Annotated in this window: 20 protein-coding genes; 13 read left to right on the forward strand and 7 right to left on the reverse strand. The window is 32.6% G+C overall.

From position 1 onward, the window contains the following. Positions 1-17 precede the first annotated feature (17 nt). Positions 18-1175: an aminotransferase class I/II-fold pyridoxal phosphate-dependent enzyme gene (locus ACKTTV_RS03585; protein ID WP_408029443.1), complete on the reverse strand. Its 1158-nt coding sequence runs from the start codon at positions 1173-1175 to the stop codon at positions 18-20. A 98-nt stretch (positions 1176-1273) separates the two neighbouring features. Here ACKTTV_RS03585 and ACKTTV_RS03590 point away from each other — a divergent pair, with 98 nt between their 5' ends. From ACKTTV_RS03590 to ACKTTV_RS03605, 4 genes are read left to right on the forward strand one after another with little or no spacing between them, the layout of a single operon-like run. Continuing rightward, positions 1274-1507, forward strand: coding sequence for a thioredoxin family protein (locus ACKTTV_RS03590; protein ID WP_408029444.1), 234 nt, complete (start codon positions 1274-1276; stop codon positions 1505-1507). 59 nt (positions 1508-1566) lie between these two features. Continuing rightward, positions 1567-2169 (forward strand): MarR family winged helix-turn-helix transcriptional regulator, encoded by a 603-nt coding sequence (locus ACKTTV_RS03595; protein WP_408029445.1) that lies wholly within the window; start codon positions 1567-1569, stop codon positions 2167-2169. 5 nt (positions 2170-2174) lie between these two features. Next, positions 2175-2912 carry an AAA family ATPase gene (locus ACKTTV_RS03600; protein ID WP_408029446.1) on the forward strand — a complete coding sequence of 246 codons (738 nt, stop codon included), beginning with the start codon at positions 2175-2177 and terminating at the stop codon, positions 2910-2912. Next, positions 2887-3639, forward strand: coding sequence for a YggS family pyridoxal phosphate-dependent enzyme (locus ACKTTV_RS03605; RefSeq protein WP_408029447.1), 753 nt, complete (start codon positions 2887-2889; stop codon positions 3637-3639). Before ACKTTV_RS03600 ends, ACKTTV_RS03605 begins: the two co-directional genes overlap by 26 nt. Positions 3640-3680: 41 nt before the next feature. On the opposite strand, the gene nhaC is transcribed toward ACKTTV_RS03605, so the two are convergent. Then, positions 3681-5168, reverse strand: a complete 1488-nt coding sequence (gene nhaC, locus ACKTTV_RS03610; protein ID WP_408029448.1) for a Na+/H+ antiporter NhaC — start codon at positions 5166-5168, stop codon at positions 3681-3683. 80 nt (positions 5169-5248) lie between these two features. Between nhaC and ACKTTV_RS03615 the strand changes: the two genes are divergently transcribed. After that, complete coding sequence (locus ACKTTV_RS03615; RefSeq protein ID WP_408029449.1) at positions 5249-6265, forward strand: metal-dependent hydrolase; 1017 nt, start codon at positions 5249-5251, stop codon at positions 6263-6265. Between the two features lie 63 nt (positions 6266-6328). Here ACKTTV_RS03615 and ACKTTV_RS03620 read toward each other — a convergent pair whose 3' ends face one another. Beyond that, positions 6329-7528 carry an aminotransferase class I/II-fold pyridoxal phosphate-dependent enzyme gene (locus ACKTTV_RS03620; protein ID WP_408029450.1) on the reverse strand — a complete coding sequence of 400 codons (1200 nt, stop codon included), beginning with the start codon at positions 7526-7528 and terminating at the stop codon, positions 6329-6331. A gap of 165 nt (positions 7529-7693) precedes the next feature. On the opposite strand from ACKTTV_RS03620, the gene ACKTTV_RS03625 reads away from it, so the two are divergent. After that, positions 7694-8152, forward strand: coding sequence for an Lrp/AsnC family transcriptional regulator (locus tag ACKTTV_RS03625; RefSeq protein WP_408029451.1), 459 nt, complete (start codon positions 7694-7696; stop codon positions 8150-8152). Between the two features lie 4 nt (positions 8153-8156). Here ACKTTV_RS03625 and ACKTTV_RS03630 read toward each other — a convergent pair whose 3' ends face one another. Beyond that, a complete protein-coding gene (locus tag ACKTTV_RS03630) occupies positions 8157-8630 on the reverse strand; it encodes a retropepsin-like aspartic protease (RefSeq protein WP_408029452.1) in 474 nt (157 codons plus the stop codon). An 81-nt stretch (positions 8631-8711) separates the two neighbouring features. Here ACKTTV_RS03630 and ACKTTV_RS03635 point away from each other — a divergent pair, with 81 nt between their 5' ends. The 3 genes from ACKTTV_RS03635 (at position 8712) to ACKTTV_RS03645 (ending at position 11671) form a co-directional block, all read left to right on the forward strand. Beyond that, entirely contained in the window at positions 8712-9476 is a 765-nt protein-coding gene (locus ACKTTV_RS03635; protein ID WP_408029453.1) for a TatD family hydrolase, read from the forward strand. After that, a complete protein-coding gene (locus ACKTTV_RS03640; protein ID WP_408029454.1) occupies positions 9469-9963 on the forward strand; it encodes a methylated-DNA--[protein]-cysteine S-methyltransferase in 495 nt (164 codons plus the stop codon). Before ACKTTV_RS03635 ends, ACKTTV_RS03640 begins: the two co-directional genes overlap by 8 nt. 781 nt (positions 9964-10744) lie before the next feature. Then, complete coding sequence (locus tag ACKTTV_RS03645; RefSeq protein ID WP_408029455.1) at positions 10745-11671, forward strand: TolB family protein; 927 nt, start codon at positions 10745-10747, stop codon at positions 11669-11671. On the opposite strand, the gene ACKTTV_RS03650 is transcribed toward ACKTTV_RS03645, so the two are convergent. Beyond that, positions 11668-12114, reverse strand: coding sequence for a nucleoside deaminase (locus ACKTTV_RS03650; protein ID WP_408029456.1), 447 nt, complete (start codon positions 12112-12114; stop codon positions 11668-11670). The two genes, ACKTTV_RS03645 and ACKTTV_RS03650, sit on opposite strands and share 4 nt — an antisense overlap. Before the next feature lie 105 nt (positions 12115-12219). Here ACKTTV_RS03650 and ACKTTV_RS03655 point away from each other — a divergent pair, with 105 nt between their 5' ends. Continuing rightward, entirely contained in the window at positions 12220-12972 is a 753-nt protein-coding gene (locus ACKTTV_RS03655) for a UDP-2,3-diacylglucosamine diphosphatase (protein WP_408029759.1), read from the forward strand. A gap of 173 nt (positions 12973-13145) precedes the next feature. Here the strand turns inward: ACKTTV_RS03655 and ACKTTV_RS03660 are convergent, their stop codons facing one another. After that, complete coding sequence (locus tag ACKTTV_RS03660; protein WP_408029457.1) at positions 13146-13541, reverse strand: hypothetical protein; 396 nt, start codon at positions 13539-13541, stop codon at positions 13146-13148. A 213-nt stretch (positions 13542-13754) separates the two neighbouring features. After that, entirely contained in the window at positions 13755-16355 is a 2601-nt protein-coding gene (locus ACKTTV_RS03665; protein WP_408029458.1) for a TonB-dependent receptor, read from the reverse strand. 212 nt (positions 16356-16567) lie between these two features. On the opposite strand from ACKTTV_RS03665, the gene ACKTTV_RS03670 reads away from it, so the two are divergent. The 3 genes from ACKTTV_RS03670 to ACKTTV_RS03680 all read left to right on the forward strand — a co-directional run bounded on the left by ACKTTV_RS03670 (position 16568) and on the right by ACKTTV_RS03680 (position 18832). Then, entirely contained in the window at positions 16568-17557 is a 990-nt protein-coding gene (locus ACKTTV_RS03670; protein WP_408029459.1) for an AAA family ATPase, read from the forward strand. A gap of 75 nt (positions 17558-17632) precedes the next feature. Next, positions 17633-17962, forward strand: a complete 330-nt coding sequence (locus tag ACKTTV_RS03675) for a hypothetical protein (protein ID WP_408029460.1) — start codon at positions 17633-17635, stop codon at positions 17960-17962. Positions 17963-17965: 3 nt separating this feature from the next. Next, positions 17966-18832 (forward strand): DUF58 domain-containing protein, encoded by an 867-nt coding sequence (locus ACKTTV_RS03680; RefSeq protein ID WP_408029461.1) that lies wholly within the window; start codon positions 17966-17968, stop codon positions 18830-18832. Positions 18833-18846: the final 14 nt, after the last annotated feature.

Consider the following 18846-nt stretch of genomic DNA (forward strand, 5'->3'; position numbering starts at 1 on the left):
AAAAAATAGTTTTACAATCAATACGAAACAAAGGTAGCAAGCTTCTGGAGAACTTCGGTAATTTGATTGGAAGTATTGTAACTGTGTAAACAAAACCTTAATCTTTCCTTTCCTTTTGCCACAGTAGGAGATAAAATAGGTTTAACGTCAAAACCGCTTTCAGACAGGTTCTTGGCTATATTCTTTGTCTTTTCATTTCCAGAAATAATGCAGCAGTGTATTGCCGAAGAGCTTTTGATGAAATTCAATCCTAACTCCTTTGCTATTTCTCTAAAATGTTGAATATTGGCTTCAAGAAGTTGTTGCCTTTCTTCACCTTTGCTCCCAAGCAAAAATTCATAAGACGTTTTAATTGTTGCAATTGAATGAGGAGCCAAACCTGTAGTATATATAAAGCTACGAGAATAATTTACTAAAAACTGTTTCAACTCTTTACTCCCTAAAACAACAGCACCATGACAACCTAACCCCTTACCAAAGGTAAAAACTCTTGCAAAAATGTCACTTTCTATTCCTAGTTTTTGAGTAAGTCCCTTTCCATTTTGACCAAAGACCCCCAAAGCATGTGCTTCATCAACTATAAAATAAGCTCCATGTTTCTTACATACCTGAATCATTGCTTCTAAATGAGGAGAATCTCCATCCATAGAAAAAACAGATTCAGTCACTACATAAATTTCTTGGTCTGTACCATTATTTTTTACGGAGAACATTTCAAGTTTGCCCTCTAAATCTTCATTACTATTATGTTTGAATTTATAAGATTTCGCATTAGAAAGTTGTATCCCGTCTCTTATCGAGGCATGGATAAACTCATCATATAAAATAATGTCTCCTCTTTGTGGTATGCTTGAAAATATGCCTAAGTTGGCATTGTACCCCGAATTAAAAATCAAAGCCGATTCTGAATTGTGAATTGAACACAATTCATCTTCTACTAAATTATAAAGCTTATGATTTCCTGAAAGTAAACGAGAACCTGTTGCTCCATTTTGGTTTACCTCCAATCTCTTTAAACATTCAGTTATCTCAAAATGAAGCTCTTTCGATTTCGACAAACCGAGATAATCGTTGGAAGAAAAATCAATTAGGTTATTACCCTCTCCAAGAAACCGAAGTGAGTTTTGATTTTTTCTAAGCTCTATTTTTCTCTTTAATTTTTCAGGAAAATTCATAGCGCAAAATTACAAGAGTTTTAAAAAAGTTTACAAAATATTTTTTTAGTTAGGAAACCTAACTATATTTGCAACTGTAATTTTAAAATTTAAAAATCATGTCAAAATCAATTTTTTATCATGCAGGATGTCCAGTTTGTATAACCGCTGAAGAAGAAATAATTACACTTATAGGTGAAAATAACGTTGAAATTGTTCATTTAGGAGAGCAATCAAATCGGGTTTCCGAAGCAGAAAATAAGCAAGTTAAATCAGTCCCCGCACTAATCACTCCAACAGGAAACGTTCTCCATATTAATTTCGGAGCTTCGTTAGAGGATTTAAAAAATTAGTCTATTTTTTTGCTTCACATAGTTAGGATTACTAATTTTGTGAAGCAAAAACTTTTCTTATGTCTTCTTTTAATCCTATTATCCAAGATAAAAAAATAGACAGCAAAATTGTTGTTTCCTTAGAACGTATCTCTGAGGCCTTTAGAGTTCTATTATGGGACGAGAGTAAAAAAAACTCATTGAGTCCAATTCAGATTCAAATTCTAATTTTTCTATTATTTCATTCCAAAGATCATTGTAAAGTCAGTTACTTGGCCAAAGAGTTTAACATGACCAAAGCCACTATTAGTGATAGTATTAAAGCTTTGCACAGGAAAGAATTAATCAAAAAAGAAAGTGATACCAAAGATACCAGAAGTTATACAATATCTCTCACTAACAAGGGAATGGTTATCGCAAGACAAAGTTCTATTTTTACCAAACCTCTCGAAAAGACACTTGAGAGTATGGATTCTACTAAAAAAGAAGTTATTCTAGATGGCTTGCTTAACCTTATTGCTAGTTTAAATAAGGCTGAAGTAATTACCATACAACGTATGTGTACCACTTGCAACAACTATTTATTTAGTAACAATTCTCATTATTGCAAACTTCTTGAATTGGAACTAAAGACGAATGAATTAAGAATTGATTGCCCTGAACACGCTATTAAAGAATTATAAAAACTATGAGCTACGATATTATTACCAATCCCAATGCTATTAAACTAGATTTAAATAGTATTCATTTAAGCAAAGCAAATCAAGACAAACTAGAACAAGTAATTGATGAATACACTTATCTGACTTTATTAAAACAATATGATTTATCTGTAACTAATAAAATACTATTTCATGGTGCTAGTGGTTGTGGTAAAACAGCAACTGCAAAAGCCATTGCTAAAAAACTAGATAAAAAGATCATAACACTTGATTTAAGTGAATTCATTTCAAGCAAACTTGGGGAAACTTCCCGAAATATTAGCTTGAGTTTTAAAAAAGCAACTAGAGAAAATGCCGTTCTCTTTATTGACGAATTTGATTCCCTTGGAAAGTTAAGAGATTATGACACTAAGGATTCAGGTGAAATGAAGCGCGTTGTGAACACATTATTACAACTTATTGATCATATTCCCAGCAATATACTCTTAATATGTGCAACCAATTTCGTAGAAGTGATTGACCATGCACTTCTTCGACGCTTTGAAATAAAACTTTCATTTGAACTTCCCAGCACTTATGAATTAGATATTTATTATGACGAAATATTATCCAGGTTTCCGGAACAATTTCAAAACACTAAGAGAACTTATAATATTTCCTATGCGGAAGCCAAGGATTTAACAGAAAATCAAGTTAAAAAAGAAATTATTCTTCAAGAAAAAGTAAAAGAAAAAACTCATGCCAACGAACTCATCCATAGTTGATAATCTGAGAGAGATACACGCAAGAATTGAAAGTGCCTGTGTTAACTCTAAAAGAGAAGTGTCTGAAGTACAACTTCTTTTAGCTACGAAAACTGTGAAACCTGAAAATATTAAAGTAGCTCTATCCAATAATGAAAGGTTAATAGGGGAAAACAAGGTTCAGGAAGTAAAGGAAAAATATGAAGCCTTATTATCAGTTCCACATGAGAAACATTTCATTGGTCACTTACAAAGTAACAAAATAAAAGAAGTACTTCGGTACGGTGTTACCTGTATTCAATCTTTAGATCGTTTAAGTCTTGCTGAAAAACTACAAAAGAGACTCACTTTTGAAAACAAACACATGAATGTTTTTATTCAGGTTAATACCTCAGCAGAAAAGAGCAAATTTGGAGTTTCTCCAGATAATGCTATTTCTTTAATTAAGCAAATCGCGCATTTTGATAGAATCCATATAAAAGGACTTATGACGATAGGTTTATTTAGTGCTGATAAAGAAAAAGTCAGAGAGTGCTTTCAACTTTTAAAACAACTTCAACAGGCCATCATTTCAGAAAACATTTCTAATGTTAGTATGAAAGAACTTTCCATGGGGATGAGTGGCGACCTTGAAATAGCAATTGAAGAAGGGGCTACCATTATCCGTGTAGGAACTGCCGTTTTTGGAGAAAGAGCATATCCTGACAGCTATTATTGGAATGAAAACACCAATAACATAGTTCAATAAAAAAACTTATAAACACATTTGTATTTTAAGAACTGAAAGAACTAATCCTTCTTAACGATCTGTCTAATTTTAATTCTAAAAGCAGCAAATAATAAGGTCATAAACGGGCTTAACCAGTTAAACATAGCGTAAAAAGCATAATCTACAACGGGCACACCCAAGACTCCTGAATGATAAGCTCCACATGTATTCCATGGAATTAACACTGATGTTACCGTTCCTGAATCTTCCAAAGTTCTACTCAAGTTTTCTGGTGCTAACCCCTTATCTTGATAAGCCTTTGCATACATTTTCCCTGGAACAACAATCGCCAAATATTGATCGGAAGCTGTTAAGTTAAGTCCAATACAAGTGAAGACTGTACTTGTAAAAAGACCAAAAACAGAATCAAATAAGTCCAACATAAACCTACTTATTCTTGCTAAAGCTCCAATAGCATCCATAATTCCACCAAAAACCATGGCTAAAAGTATCAACCAAACTGTATTTAACATTTTCACCATCCCTCCTGCTGAAAACAAGTCTTTTAACACCTCATTATCTGTTACTACTGAGGTTTTAACAGTAATAGCTTTCATTACTCCTTTATATGCTGATTTAAAATTTAAAGATTCTACTTCGGCTACTTGAGCAACCACATTAGGTTGAAATATTAATGCAAAAACTCCTCCCAATATCGTACCTGCTAAAAGAGCAATTAATGGTGGTGTCTTCTTTACGATCAGCACAATAACCAAAAGTGGAACCAAAAATAAAAAAGGGGTTACATCAAACGCTTTTTTTATATCAATCAACATTGTTTCTATATCTGCATTTCCAGTTGTCTCTTGCGTAAACCCTAAAATCAAAAAGAAAACAACTGTTACAATAAAAGTAGGAACTGTCGTATAAGTCATATACTTAATATGCGTAAACAAATCAGTTCCCGCCATTGCTGGTGCCAAATTTGTCGTATCTGACATTGGGGACATTTTATCCCCGAAATAAGCACCAGACAATACAGCTCCTGCTGTCATTCCAAGTGAAATACCAAGCGCCTCTCCAATTCCTATTAACGCAATACCTACTGTTGCTGCTGTTGTCCAAGAACTACCTGTCGCAATAGAAATTACTGCACATATAATTAAACAAGCAACTAAAAATATTGTAGGATTCAATATTTGCAGACCATAATAAATCATTGCGGGTATTATACCACTAATCAACCAAGTACCCGCCAATGCTCCAACCATTAGAAGAATAAGAATTGCACTAGATGTCGATTTAATATTTTCAGCAACCTCCTCCATCATGCGTTTATAAGAAACTTTATTCTTAAAACCAACAAAAGCCGCTACTGCACCTCCAAGCAATAAAACAAATTGATTGCTTCCAGCTAAAGCATCATCTCCAAAAACATAAACGTTATAAGCCAACATTGCAATTAGAGCAAAAACCGGAATTAAAGCCTCCCAAATACTCAACTCTTTGTTTTCTATAATCTTTTGATCCTCAATTTTTATTTCGGTTAAATTTTTACCCTCTTGCATTGTTTAGTTTTTTAGAAGTGTAATGTTACCATTTTTAAAAGAATTACACAAATTGAAACAGTTTAGTACATTTGTTTACTATGGATTCATTAACTCAAATTGTTTTAGGTGCGGCTTGCGGTGAAGTTGCTCTTGGTAAGAAAATTGGAAACAAAGCAATGCTATTTGGCGCCATTGGTGGTACCATACCTGATTTAGACGTCATTTTCGGGAGATTGATTTATCATAATGAAATTGACGCTATGGCTTTTCATAGAGGGTTTATGCATTCCATTTTATTTTCATTTATTGGGGCTTACTTATTTGGTAAATTGACATTTTACCTATATAATAAAGGACGGAGAAAAGATACAACCACCACTAAAGATTGGATATGGTTATTTTTCTTATCTCTTTTTACGCATCCTATATTAGATTCTTTTACACCATACGGAACACAGCTGTTTTTACCTTTCTCAAATTACAGGGTAGCCTTTAACAATATCTCTGTTGTTGACCCTTTATATACACTACCTTTTCTTTTCCTTCTTATTGCCGCTATGTTTTTCAATAGAAAAAGTAGTAAAAGAAGAAAACTGGTAAAACTAAGTTTGTATATCAGTTCCTTTTATATGCTGCTAACTCTTATGAATAAACTTTATATCGATTCAGTTTTTAAAGAATCTTTTAATAAAGCTAATATTTCTTATAAAAGATACTCTATTCAACCGACTATTTTAAACAACTTTCTTTGGTATGGTATTGCTGAAACAGACAAGGATTTTAAAGTTGGCTTCTATTCTATATTCGACTCCAAAAAGGGCATTGATACGATACTGACTATTAAAAAGAAACACGATTTACTCAATATAAATCATCCAGATATTAAAACATTGGCTTGGTTTAGTAATAATTATTTTAATTTAGAAAAAGATTCAATTCAATATAGATATTACGATTTGCGTTATCCTTTATTAAATCCAAACGATACTAAAACCTCTGTTTTTAAATTTGATTTAAAAAAGATAAATAATAGATGGGATATTGTTCCTTTTAACGGAACACCACCTTCTAAGGAAGATTTTACCATTTTCTTAGAAAGAATAAAAGGCAAATAAAAACCCTGCTAAAAAGCAGGGTTCGCACATTATTCACAATAATATACTTAGTTAATTGGTACTCTAAAGAACACCAACTTCTAACATACATTCTCTAATCATTTCATATGTTCTTTCAATATCATCATCTAATCCAATTGAAAATCGAATAAGTCCATCGGTGAGTCCCATTTCTTTTTGTTCATCTAAAGGAATCTCAGACGAAGTAGATGTTCCAGGGGCAGAGAACAATGTTTTATAAAAACCTAAACTTACCGCCAAGTATCCAATATTTCTTCCTTGCATTAACTCCATTAACTGATTCGCTTTTTCCAAAGACCCCGCATCAACAGTTAACATTCCACCAAACCCATATTCCATATTCATCATTTCTTTGAAAATCTTATAAGACGGATGAGACTCTAATCCAGGATACACTGTTTTCAATCCATCCTTTTCAAACCTTTCAGCCAAATACAATGCATTTTTACTGTGCTGTTTGATACGAATATGCAAGGTTCTCATATTTTTCAATATAGAAGCCGAACGCATGGAATCCATAGAAGCTCCTAATAGCATGCTAGCTCCGTCAATTACGCTTTTCTGAGTATTTACAAAATCAGATGTCCCGCAAACAACTCCACCCATAGTATCTGAACTACCATTAATAAACTTTGTTAAGCTATGAATAACAACATCGGCCCCTAATTGAGCAGGTGATATTGATAGTGGGGAGAAAGTATTATCAACTACCAGTTTTAAATTGTGCTTTTTTGCAAGTTCAGCCAAACCTTTTATATCGGCAACCTCTAACAACGGATTACTCACACTTTCGCAATAAATCATTTTTGTATTTGAGTTGATGGCTCTTTCTACAACATCGAGCTTTGTGATATCAACAAATGATGTTTGAATATTCATTCTTGGTGTAAAATTTTTCAGAAAGGCATAAGTTCCACCATAAATAGTTCTGCTAGACACTATATGATCACCAGCTCCACAAATTTGCAAAATGGTAGGTGTAATAGCCCCCATACCTGAAGCAGTAACATTCGCCGTTTCTGTTCCTTCCATTGCTGCGAGTGCTTCACCAAGATATAAATTAGACGGAGATGAATGGCGAGAATATAAATAACAACCATCTGTATTACCTTCAAAAGTATCGAACATTGTTTTGGCACTTAAAAAAGTATAGGTTGATGAATCGGATACCGAAGGGTTTACTCCTCCAAACTCTCCAAAGTATTGTAAATCTTGAATATTGTTAGCTGGTTTAAATTCCATTAAAAGTAAATTTTACTGTTTATTTAATTACTAAATTCACTTTTAATTGATAAAAAATCAACAACAATCATAAAATATAGATATTTTTTCTATTTTTAATCTTCAAAATTAAGAAAGAGATGAAAAAATCCTTTGTTTTTCATGATTCTTTAGATAATTTTTCAGATGAAGCTAGATCAAACAGATAAAAAGTTATTGAACCTTTTACAAAAGGACAGCAAACAAACTACTAAAAGTTTAGCATTGCAGTTAAATTTATCAGTTACCGCTGTTTATGAGAGAGTAAAAAAACTCGAAAAAGAACAGGTTATAGAAAAATACACCGCACTTATTGATAAAAAGAAAATTGATAAGTCTCTCGTAGTATTTTGTCATATTCGTTTGGAAAAACATACAAAGGAGTACATTGCCGTATTTGAAAATGAAATCAATAAGCTACCAGAAATTACTGAATGTTTCCATGTAAGTGGAGAATATGATTATGTTTTAAAAATTTATGTAAAAGATATGGAAGCCTACAGAGAATTTATGGTTAATAAAGTAACAGGCTTAAAACATATTGGTAGTACTCATAGTGTATTTACAATAAGCGAAGTAAAAAACACAACGGCTATCGACTTATAACAAGCTAAAAAGGCAATTTAATGACCTTTTTCTTTTTTGGTTTTTTAAGATAAAGATACTTCTTACTATAATCAATAAAAGCTTTTCCCGATTGCAAAACATCTGCTCCTATAATACCTTGTACCTCCTTAGCATTTTGTTGTGTTAAAGCAGCATTCACATGTGATAAATCAAAAAGTACTAAATCGCAATTCATGGTTTTCCACTTTCCTATTTTCAACGAATTGTTTTGAGATTTATGAGTTTCCATATCAGTAGCTCCAGCACCAGCCGCTTTTATCTCACTTTCTTCTGAAATAAGATTAAAATGATCCTTTAAATCTAGTCCAACACAAGAATTGGATGCTCCAGTATCTAAAATAAATCTACCTTTTATCCCATTTATTTCTGCCTTTACCTCCAAATGGTTTGTAATTATTTTTTTTAGTTTAATTTTTAGATACTTCTTTTTCTTTAATACTTTTTTCAAACTTGCCATTTCTCGTACTTTTGTGCGGCAAAGATACAACTCAATTATTACATAAAATCAATGTAATAGTTAAACCAATTCATAAATTAAATGATTACTGATACGCATACGCATTTATATTCGGAGCAATTTGACGAAGACAGACAAACTATGATAGAAAGAGCTAAGGATGCGGGAGTTTCTCGTTTTTTTATTCCTGCAATTGATAGCACATACATGGATAGAATGTTAGATTTAGAGAAAAACTATTCTGAGGATGTTTATTTAATGATGGGACTTCATCCAACTTCTGTTAAAGAAAACTATAAAGAAGAATTAGCTTTTGTAAAGAAATGGATTGATCAGAGAAATTTTTATGCTATTGGTGAAATAGGGATTGACTTATATTGGGATAAATCATTTTTGACTCAACAACAAGAAGCTTTTAGAACTCAAATTCAATGGGCCAAAGAAAAGAAATTACCTATTGTTATTCACTGTAGAGAAGCTTTTGACGAGATTTTTGAAATACTAGAAGAAGAAAAGTCCGAAGACTTATTTGGGATATTCCATTGCTTTACAGGAACTTTTGAGCAAGCAAAACAAGCTATTTCATATAATATGAAATTAGGAATTGGAGGAGTTGCTACCTTTAAAAATGGGAAAATCGACAAATTTCTAAAAGAAATCGATTTAAAACATATCGTGTTAGAAACTGATTCTCCTTACCTAGCCCCAACTCCATTTAGAGGAAAACGTAACGAAAGTAGTTATATAACTAATGTAGTGGACAAATTAGTAGACATATACGGTTTGAGTTTCCAAGAAATTTCCGAAATTACCACTCAAAACTCAAAAGATATATTTGGTGTCTGACTTAAAAACAGCATATTGTAAAACTCCATTAGGTATTGCCGAAATTATTGGTAATGACGATGGAGTACAATCTGTCTCTGTTTTAAATGAAGACGAAGTTTTTGAAAAAAAACAAAACGATAATCTACCGCTTCCATTAAAAAACTGTGTTCAGCAACTTAATGAATACTTTGAAGGAACAAGAAAAGATTTTTCAGTAAAACTAAACCCTCAAGGAACAAAGTTTCAACAAAAGGTATGGAATGCCTTACTCGATATTCCCTTTGGTAGAACTAAAAGTTATTTAGATCAATCTAAAAAACTAGGAGATGTAAAAGCAATTCGAGCTGTTGCCTCCGCTAATGGTAAAAATCCGATTTGGATTCTAATTCCTTGCCATAGAGTTATTGGATCGGATGGTTCTTTAACTGGTTATGCAGGTGGTACTTGGAGAAAAAAATGGCTACTTGAGCATGAAAGTGGAAGTAAACAACAGTCTCTTTTTTAAAATTAGGATTTACCAAAAAACATAAAAACCTTAAAAACAGAACTTTAAAAAAACAAATACGACATTTTATGTCTCATTTTCTACATGTAGGATTTTTTTAAGAAATAAAATGGTAAACATCCATACTTCACTACACTTAACCACCTGACTTTCAGTATACCTTTGCTTCAGAAAAATCAATTAAAAACTTTAAATAATTATTCAATGAAAGTAAAGGCAACAGAAGTATTTAAACATAACTATTTCGTTAACAGTGAGTTTTTCTTAAAAGAAAAGTTGTTTTTTTATTTTTTTTTCGTACCTTGTTGGAAATTTTCCGATAATTTAAATCATCCCCTTAAAATGAAAAAAACAAAAACTACAAAAATTCTACCTGCTGCTATCAGGATCCACAATTAAAATTAGAAATTGAACTTTTAACCTAAGTTTCGCTAATACTATTCTTATTACGTATGAATCCGTAGTAAGTTTTACACAAAAAACATGAATTGTTTTATTGTGCTGAATAATTAACATACTTATTAGTACTACAAATCTTAAAAGAATATCCCCTAAAATGAAAAAAGACAAAAACATTATCCGGACTAAACTCTCTTAGTCAATTAAACATCAACATATAATTTTTTAGAACCTTACTCTATATAGGGCTTGTTGTGTCGAAACGACAAATAAGCTTTAGTAGAAAACGTGTCCTTAACTCATACTTGATACTGCGTAGTCATATATGAGCATAGAAATCTAGTACCCATAAATAAACATAAACTTTAAAAATCCCCTTACAATGAAACAAATAGTAATAGCAATAATATTTTTATCGCTAAACCATTTAGTAGCCCAAGAAACCAATTATGAAATCAGAAATTTAGAAATCAACACCCGACATTCTGAAATTGGTCCAACGTTTTATGAAAACAATACTTTAGTTTTTGCAAGACCAGCGGCGAGTAACGCAAGTAAGAAAGCAAAGTTCTTCAATTTATATCAAACAAATGAATCCCCTCAATTTTACTCAAAGAAAAAAAGAGTAACTCCCTTTTCAAAAGAAATCAATACAATATATCACGAATCTAATGCTGTTTTCACAAAAGATTATAAAACAATCTATTTTACGAAGACCAATGCAAAAAAGAGAAAACCTGGTAAAAGAGATTCACGAGGTTCAATCGTTTTAAAAATTTATAAAGCAACAAATGTTAATGGCAAATGGAAAGATATTGTTGAGTTGCCATTCAACTCAGACAACTATTCTGTTGGTCATCCAGCTTTAAGTAATGACGATCAGAAGTTATATTTTACCTCAAACATGCCAGGGACACATGGTGAATCGGATATATTCGTAGTTGACATACTAGGCGACAACAAATACAGTACCCCAAGAAATTTAGGATCGAAAGTAAATACAAAAGGAAAAGAAATGTTCCCTTTTGTTGATGAGAATAACAACCTATACTTTTCATCAGATAGCCACAAGAACAACAAAGGTGGTTTAGATATTTACTGTTCGAAGTTCGAAAATAATAAATATAGTGCTCCACAAAGTCTTGGAGTACCAATTAATAGTGATGCAGATGATTTTGGTTTTATCAAAAGAAATGGTCAAAATTCTGGATACTTTGCATCAAATAGATACGGAGGAAAAGGAGGTGATGATATTTATTCATTCACTCAAAATACCTCTGTTATAACTTTAACAATAGATTTGGATTAATTTAAATTACGTTTTTCTATAAAGAATTTTTTAAGAAGAAAACTACATTCTTCTTCTAACACCCCTGATATCACTGTAGTTTTTGGATGAATCCTAGTGTCCAAAACAGTAAATCCCAATTTGGGCTCAGATGCGCCATAAACAATTTTGCCTATCTGAGCCCAATAACTTGCTCCAGCACACATCTGACAAGGTTCTAATGTAACGTATAATGTACAGCCTTTTAAATATTTTCCACCTAAATAATCGGCAGCGGCAGTAAATGCTTGCATTTCGGCATGTGCTGTTACATCATTTAACGTTTCCGTTAAATTATGAGCCCTTCCAATTATTTGATTCTTGAAAACAATCACCGCTCCAACTGGTACTTCACCTTTATCATAGGCTGCCTGAGCTTCTTGCAAGGCTTTCTTCATAAAATATTCATCATCGAACGGATTCATTTCAGCTAGCTTTTAAGTGATTTACAACAAAAGTAACCAAAAAATATGTGGGCTAACTGAGATCAAATTAGTTATTTTTGCTTAAAAGTTTAGAATTTGGTTTCAATTAATATCCCTGATAATAAAAAAGTTTACTTTGCTTCTGATCAACATTTAGGAGCTCCTACAGCTGAAAAAAGCTTTCCACGTGAACAAAAGTTTGTCAAATGGCTGAACATTGTCAAGGAAGACGCCGAGGCAATATTCTTACTAGGAGATCTATTCGATTTTTGGTTTGAGTACAAAACAGTTGTTCCGAAAGGATTTGTAAGAGTTTTAGGAAAATTAGCAGAAATAAGAGATAGTGGGATTCCTATTTACTTTTTTGTTGGAAATCATGACCTTTGGATGAAAGATTATTTCCAAAAAGAGCTCAATATTCCTGTTTACCATAAACCACAAGAATTTAAACTAAACGGAAAAACTTTTTTAATTGGTCATGGGGATGGATTAGGACCTCATGACAAAGGATACAAACGAATGAAAAAAGTATTTACTTTTCCTTTATTCCAATGGATGTTTAAATGGCTACACCCTGATTTAGGTGTTCGCCTCGGGCAATACATGTCTGTAAAAAACAAACTTATCTCTGGTGATGATGATGCTAAGTTTTTAGGAGAAGAAAACGAATGGTTGGTTCAATATTGTAAAAGAAAATTAGAAACCAAAGACTACGATTTTTTCATTTTTGGTCATCGCCACCTTCCTTTAAACATCGATCTTCCTAAAAACAGTAAATACATTAATTTAGGTGACTGGATAAAATACTTTACCTATGGTGTTTTTGAAGACCAAACCATGGAATTAAAAGAGTTCTAAAAAAAACTTTCTCCCAAAAAATGAGAGAAAGTAAAATAACATAACAGTTTTTGAATTGTAGTTTAAGGGGAAAAATACTAATCAATCGATTTTCCTTTTCTGGATAATCATAGCGTTAAAGCAAAATTCCCAGTTTCATTAGAAATGTTTTTTATAGCAACCCTTCTTTTCTGCTATAATACGATTGAAAGTACCCCCAAAACAATAAGAATAAAACCTGCTGGAATTTGATATTTCAACAGCTTTAAGCGTAAAGCTTGCCCTTTTTCCTTAGCAGCCTCATTTTTCTCTAAAAGATATTTAGAGATTAAGCCATACCCCAAAATAAACCCTACAATGAATTCCACAATGTTAACTCCAAGATAAATAAGCCATCCAACACTGAAAGAAGTTAAACTTAACACAGATTGAATGATTCCCCAAGCACCCCAAAATGCAAGTAAAACACCAATCCAACCCTGATATGGTGTTAACTTATCTATAATTTCTTTTGCATTCGGTTTTTTAGCAATGATAGCTGGTGATGCAGCTAAAACCCCTCCTATAATTGCAATAATTGCTCCTAACATAATTTGTTTTTAATAGTTACAGGAGCTAATATAGCTTAGCAAAAAACAATTACTAGTTCTAATTATTATTCGCAATACACCAACTATTATTTGAAAAAACTCACTGAAAAACAGCAACCAAACACTTAAGCATGGCTCATAAAAAATCCAGAAGAGATTCATACTCTTCCGGATTAAACAATTAATTAAGTTAAACAGTACTTAACTTATATTTTAAAACTTAAATGTTAAACCTGCTCTAAAAGAGGTTCCATTAAAACCAAATTGGTTTACCTCCCATGGATATCTAAAACGACCTCCAAGATTAGTTACTGGATCTCCTTTAGGATCAATCTCATCTGGGAATACGTCAAATAAATTATTTACTTGAGCTCTAAAGGATACAGCCTTTGAAAAGTCGTATGAAACCGAAAAATCAGTTACAACCTTCCCTGCAAATGTTTGATCCTTTGAAGGGTCTGAGGCATGTTGCCAAGTTACTTCACCGAAGTAAGTATTATTTAAATTAGCCGTGAAATTTCCAATTTTATAATCTCCACCAAATAGGAACTTCATGTTTGGTCTAGCACTAATAATCCTAGATTGCTCCTTTCTATTGAAAATTTTATTCTTGTAACCACTTAACTTACTAGGAGTTTCAACCTCACCTTCCAAATTCGTTCTATTTACATTAAATGCTAAATTAACCCCTAGCTTACCCGAAGCAAAGTCAATATTCTTGTAACGCATTGTATAATCAAAACCTTGTGTAATCGTGTTTACCGCATTAATGAAAAACTTAATACTGGTTACATTGTTATCATCCAATATTTGTTGTACTGCAGCATTTGGAACACCATTATCATCGACACCGGTAATTTCACCAGTAAAAAGCACTCTATCATCAACACGAACGTTGTAATAATCCAATGAAATCGTAAAATCACGAGAAGCCTTTACTGTTAATCCTGCCGAAATATTCTTCGAAGTTTCAGCAAATAATGGCGCTACTCCCAAATCTCTAATTACAGGACTTACATTATTAAAAGTACCTTGATTTGAAATGGTGTTTCCAGAAACCAGCGTTTGTACATTACTTAAATACACCTGATGTAATGATGGTGCTCTAAACCCTGTACTATACGAAGCTCTTAATACACCAGCCTCACCTAACTTATATCTAGAATTTATTTTCCATGAAGTATTTCCTCCAAAATCTGAATAGTTTTCATAGCGAATAGCTCCACCTATTAAAAAGCGATCTGAAACATCCCAATCCAATGTTCCATAAACACCAACATTGGTTCTTGTTTCATTTAGTGCATTACTTGGCTGCAATCCTGGAAATGATTGAGCTCCTCCGCCTACATACGACTCTTCTTGACCTTCAGTTACTTCGAAACGCTCTTGACGAGCTTCAATACCAAGTCCCATACTTACCTCTCCAAAACTTCTATTTACATCAAAGTTTCCAATAATATTACTAAAAGCATAAGCTCCTGCATCAAAACTAGTAGGACTACTTGCTCCTAAACTAGGGTTAATCGTATTTCCAATAGTATAATCAACTTGGTTTCCACCATAGGTTGCACTTAAATCAGCATTAAAACCTCCTAATAAAAACTTACCTCCTGCAGTAAATAAAATATCTTTAATATCTGTTTCAAAAGTAGGCTGAAAACCATCATAGGTTTCACCAGGTGGTGTTAACAACCCAAAATCATCCGTAATCCAATAAGGCGGTCTGTACAATGCAAAACTTTTCCCTTTTCTTAAATTAAATCCACCAAAAGCATATAACTTAGTAGTATCATTCAAAGGAAACTCTGAGTTAATATAGATATCACCTTTTTTCATTTCAGGCTGCCCAACAATCATTCCTAAAGTTGGATTGTCCTGTGTCCATTGGTTATCTACTCCAAATAAATCATCTCTACCAGGTGAACCTGCTCTATTGGTATAGTCTTGATAACTAAAACCAAGTGTAGCATTTAAAAAACCTCCATTTGCAAAAGTCATTGTATGGTTTACGTCTGCATCAGCATTGAAACCATCACCTCTTGAGGTAACCCCTGAATTTAGATTAACTTGAGTAAAATCAATGTCTTTTTTTAATATAATATTTACCACCCCAGCTACGGCATCAGAACCATACTGAGCTGAAGCCCCATCTCTAAGAATTTCAACTCTTTCAATGGCTGCCGTAGGAATACTCTTCATATCTGTTCCTACCTCACCTTTTCCTGGGGTATCATTTACATACACCAATGCACTTTGGTTTTTTCTTTTACCATTTATTAAAACTAAAGTTCTACTTGGTCCTAACCCTCTTAAATCAGCTGGATCAAAATGTGCAGTTGCATCCGAGATTGTTTGGTTTGTAGAGTTATAAGAAGGCACTGCAAAGGTTAACATTTGATCAATATTTGTTTGACCTGTAGCTTGTAGTTCACGAACTCCAACATTATCAATTGGTACGGCAGAATCTAAAATTGTTCTTGGTTTTGACCTGTTTCCTGTTAACACCACTTCATCCAAAACACCGCTATCTTCCTGCATGGTAATTTGAATTGTTGAAGCCGAATTAACATTTTTCTCTACTGTTTTAAACCCAAGAGAAGAAAAGACCAAAACTCCAGATGTTTTTTTCAAAGTGATTGAAAATTCTCCATTTAAATCAGTTTCTACTCCATTTAAAGTTCCTTTTAAAATGACATTGACATAAGGTATTGGCTTATTATTTTCATCCAACACTTTCCCTTTAACTTCCTGGCCAAATGTCAATGAACTGTACATTAAAAGTAAAATAATTTTTAACCTAATAATTTGATTCATAAATTTAATTTTTAGTTACTAAATAATTATCAATAATTACTCTATCTTAAGTACAAGATATAAAAAAACCACAAATACTCTAAAAATTTCTTAATTAATTAAATATTCATCAAAAAACAGGAGATTTTTAGGTTTAACCATACTTTAACAACTCAGAAAGTCTTATTATTGTAGTTTTGTTAAACAAAAAAGCTAACATAATTCGAAATTATATGGATGTAGATGTAAGAGCAATCAATGAGAAAATAGAGCAAGAGAGCGCCTTTGTCGATTTATTAACTACCGAAATGAATAAGGTAATTGTAGGTCAGAAATATATGATTGAGCGATTACTAATTGGTTTGTTAGGTAATGGGCATATTTTACTAGAAGGTGTTCCAGGACTTGCAAAAACTTTAGCTATTAACACACTTTCAAAAGCGGTTCAAGGTAGTTTTAGCCGTGTTCAATTTACTCCTGACTTACTTCCAGCCGATGTTGTTGGAACCATGATATATAATGTTAAAGAGAATGACTTTTCCATTAAAAAAGGACCAATTTTTGCAAATTTCGTTTTAGCAGATGAGATTAACAGAGCACCAGCAAAAGTACAATCTGCTTTACTGGAAGCTATGCAAGAAAGACAAATTACTATTGGTGATGAAACCTTTAAATTGGATGAGCCTTTCTTAGTTATGGCAACACAAAACCCTGTTGAGCAAGAAGGAACCTATCCTTTACCTGAAGCTCAAGTAGACCGTTTTATGTTGAAAACAGTTATTGATTATCCTAAAATTCAAGATGAGCAATTAATTCTTCGCCAAAACTTAAATGGTAGCTTCGGAAAAGTTAATCCAGTAGTTTCAATAGAACAAATTGTTCGAGCAAGAAACGCAGTGAATGAGGTTTATATGGATGAAAAAATTGAAAAATACATCCTTGATATCATTTTCGCTACACGTTATCCGGAAAAGTATAATTTAGAAAAACTACAACCATTAATCAACTTTGGATCATCGCCTCGTGGTAGTATTGCCTTAGCTAAAGCAGCTAAATGTTATGCTTTCATTAAACGAAGAGGTTATGTAATTCCAGAAGATGTAAGAGCAGTTGTATATGATGTATTAAGACATAGAATTGGAATTACTTATGAAGCTGAAGCTGAAAATATATCTTCAATAGATATTATCAACTCGATAATAAACGAAGTACAAGTACCTTAAAATATAACCAAAGAAAATCTAACCATACTCTACAAACAGAAAAATTAAACCCCCTATAAATTAATCTAGTTAGAGATGACTTACAAATTAACAACGTACAAAACATTAACAGGAACAAAGAGAATTTTAGAGCTTCGAAAAAGAAAAAGAACGGAAGCTATTATTTATCAAAATGAAGAACCTTCATATTACGTAGATTGTTTTGATTTACAAACGGAATCAAACGTTATCATGAATAGCTTAGTACTTGGACAAAAAAGAAGTATCAGCAATGTGATAAAGGAAATAGCTCAAAAGAACAATGTTAACATATCAGTGAAAGAGGCGCCATTACTTTCAATTGAAAAATCATTTGAATTAAAAGAAGTTGAACTTCCGCCTTTACCTGAAAATTGGTTGAACTAGTGCATGGACACAAAAGAATTACTAAAGAAAGTTCGCAAAATTGAAATTAAGACACGAAGGTTGTCTAACCACATATTCGGAGGAGAATACCACTCGACCTTTAAAGGTCGTGGTATGACCTTCTCTGAAGTACGTCAATATCAATATGGTGATGATATACGAGCAATCGACTGGAATGTTACTGCTCGATATAACGAACCTTTTGTGAAAGTTTTTGAAGAAGAACGAGAACTTACCATGATGCTTGTGGTAGATATTTCTGGTTCGGAATTCTTTGGTACGAATCAACAATTTAAAAAAGACACTATTACTGAAATTGCAGCTACACTTGCTTTTTCAGCCATTCAAAATAATGATAAAGTAGGTTTGATTCTGTTCTCAGATCAAATTGAACTTTTTATTCCTCCCAAAAAGGGGCGAAGCCACGTATTACGTATTATCCGAGAACTCATCGAGTTTGAAGCAAAAAGTAAAAAAACAGATATTGATCAAGCATTGAGATTTCTTTCAAATGTTTTAAAGAAAAAAGCAATTGTTTTTGTTCTTTCTGACTTTATGGATGATAATTACGAGCGTACTTTAAAAATTGCTGGAAATAAACACGACTTAACCGGTATTAGGGTATTTGACAAGCATGACCAAGAAATTCCTAATATTGGAATGGTACCTATGTTAGATTCTGAAACTGGAGAAGTTCATCTTGTAAATACCAGTTCTTCATCCGTAAGGAAACAATACAAATCCAATGCCTTATATCTTGAAGATTACTTTATAAACACCTTTAGAAAAAGTGGTGCGGGAGTTATTAACACCCGTGTGGATGAAAGCTATGTAAAAAAACTATTAGGATACTTTAAACAAAAAGGATAATTGTTAAGCTATTA

Source organism: Tenacibaculum xiamenense, from assembly GCF_964513065.1.
Classification (GTDB): Bacteria; Bacteroidota; Bacteroidia; order Flavobacteriales; family Flavobacteriaceae; genus Polaribacter; species Polaribacter xiamenense.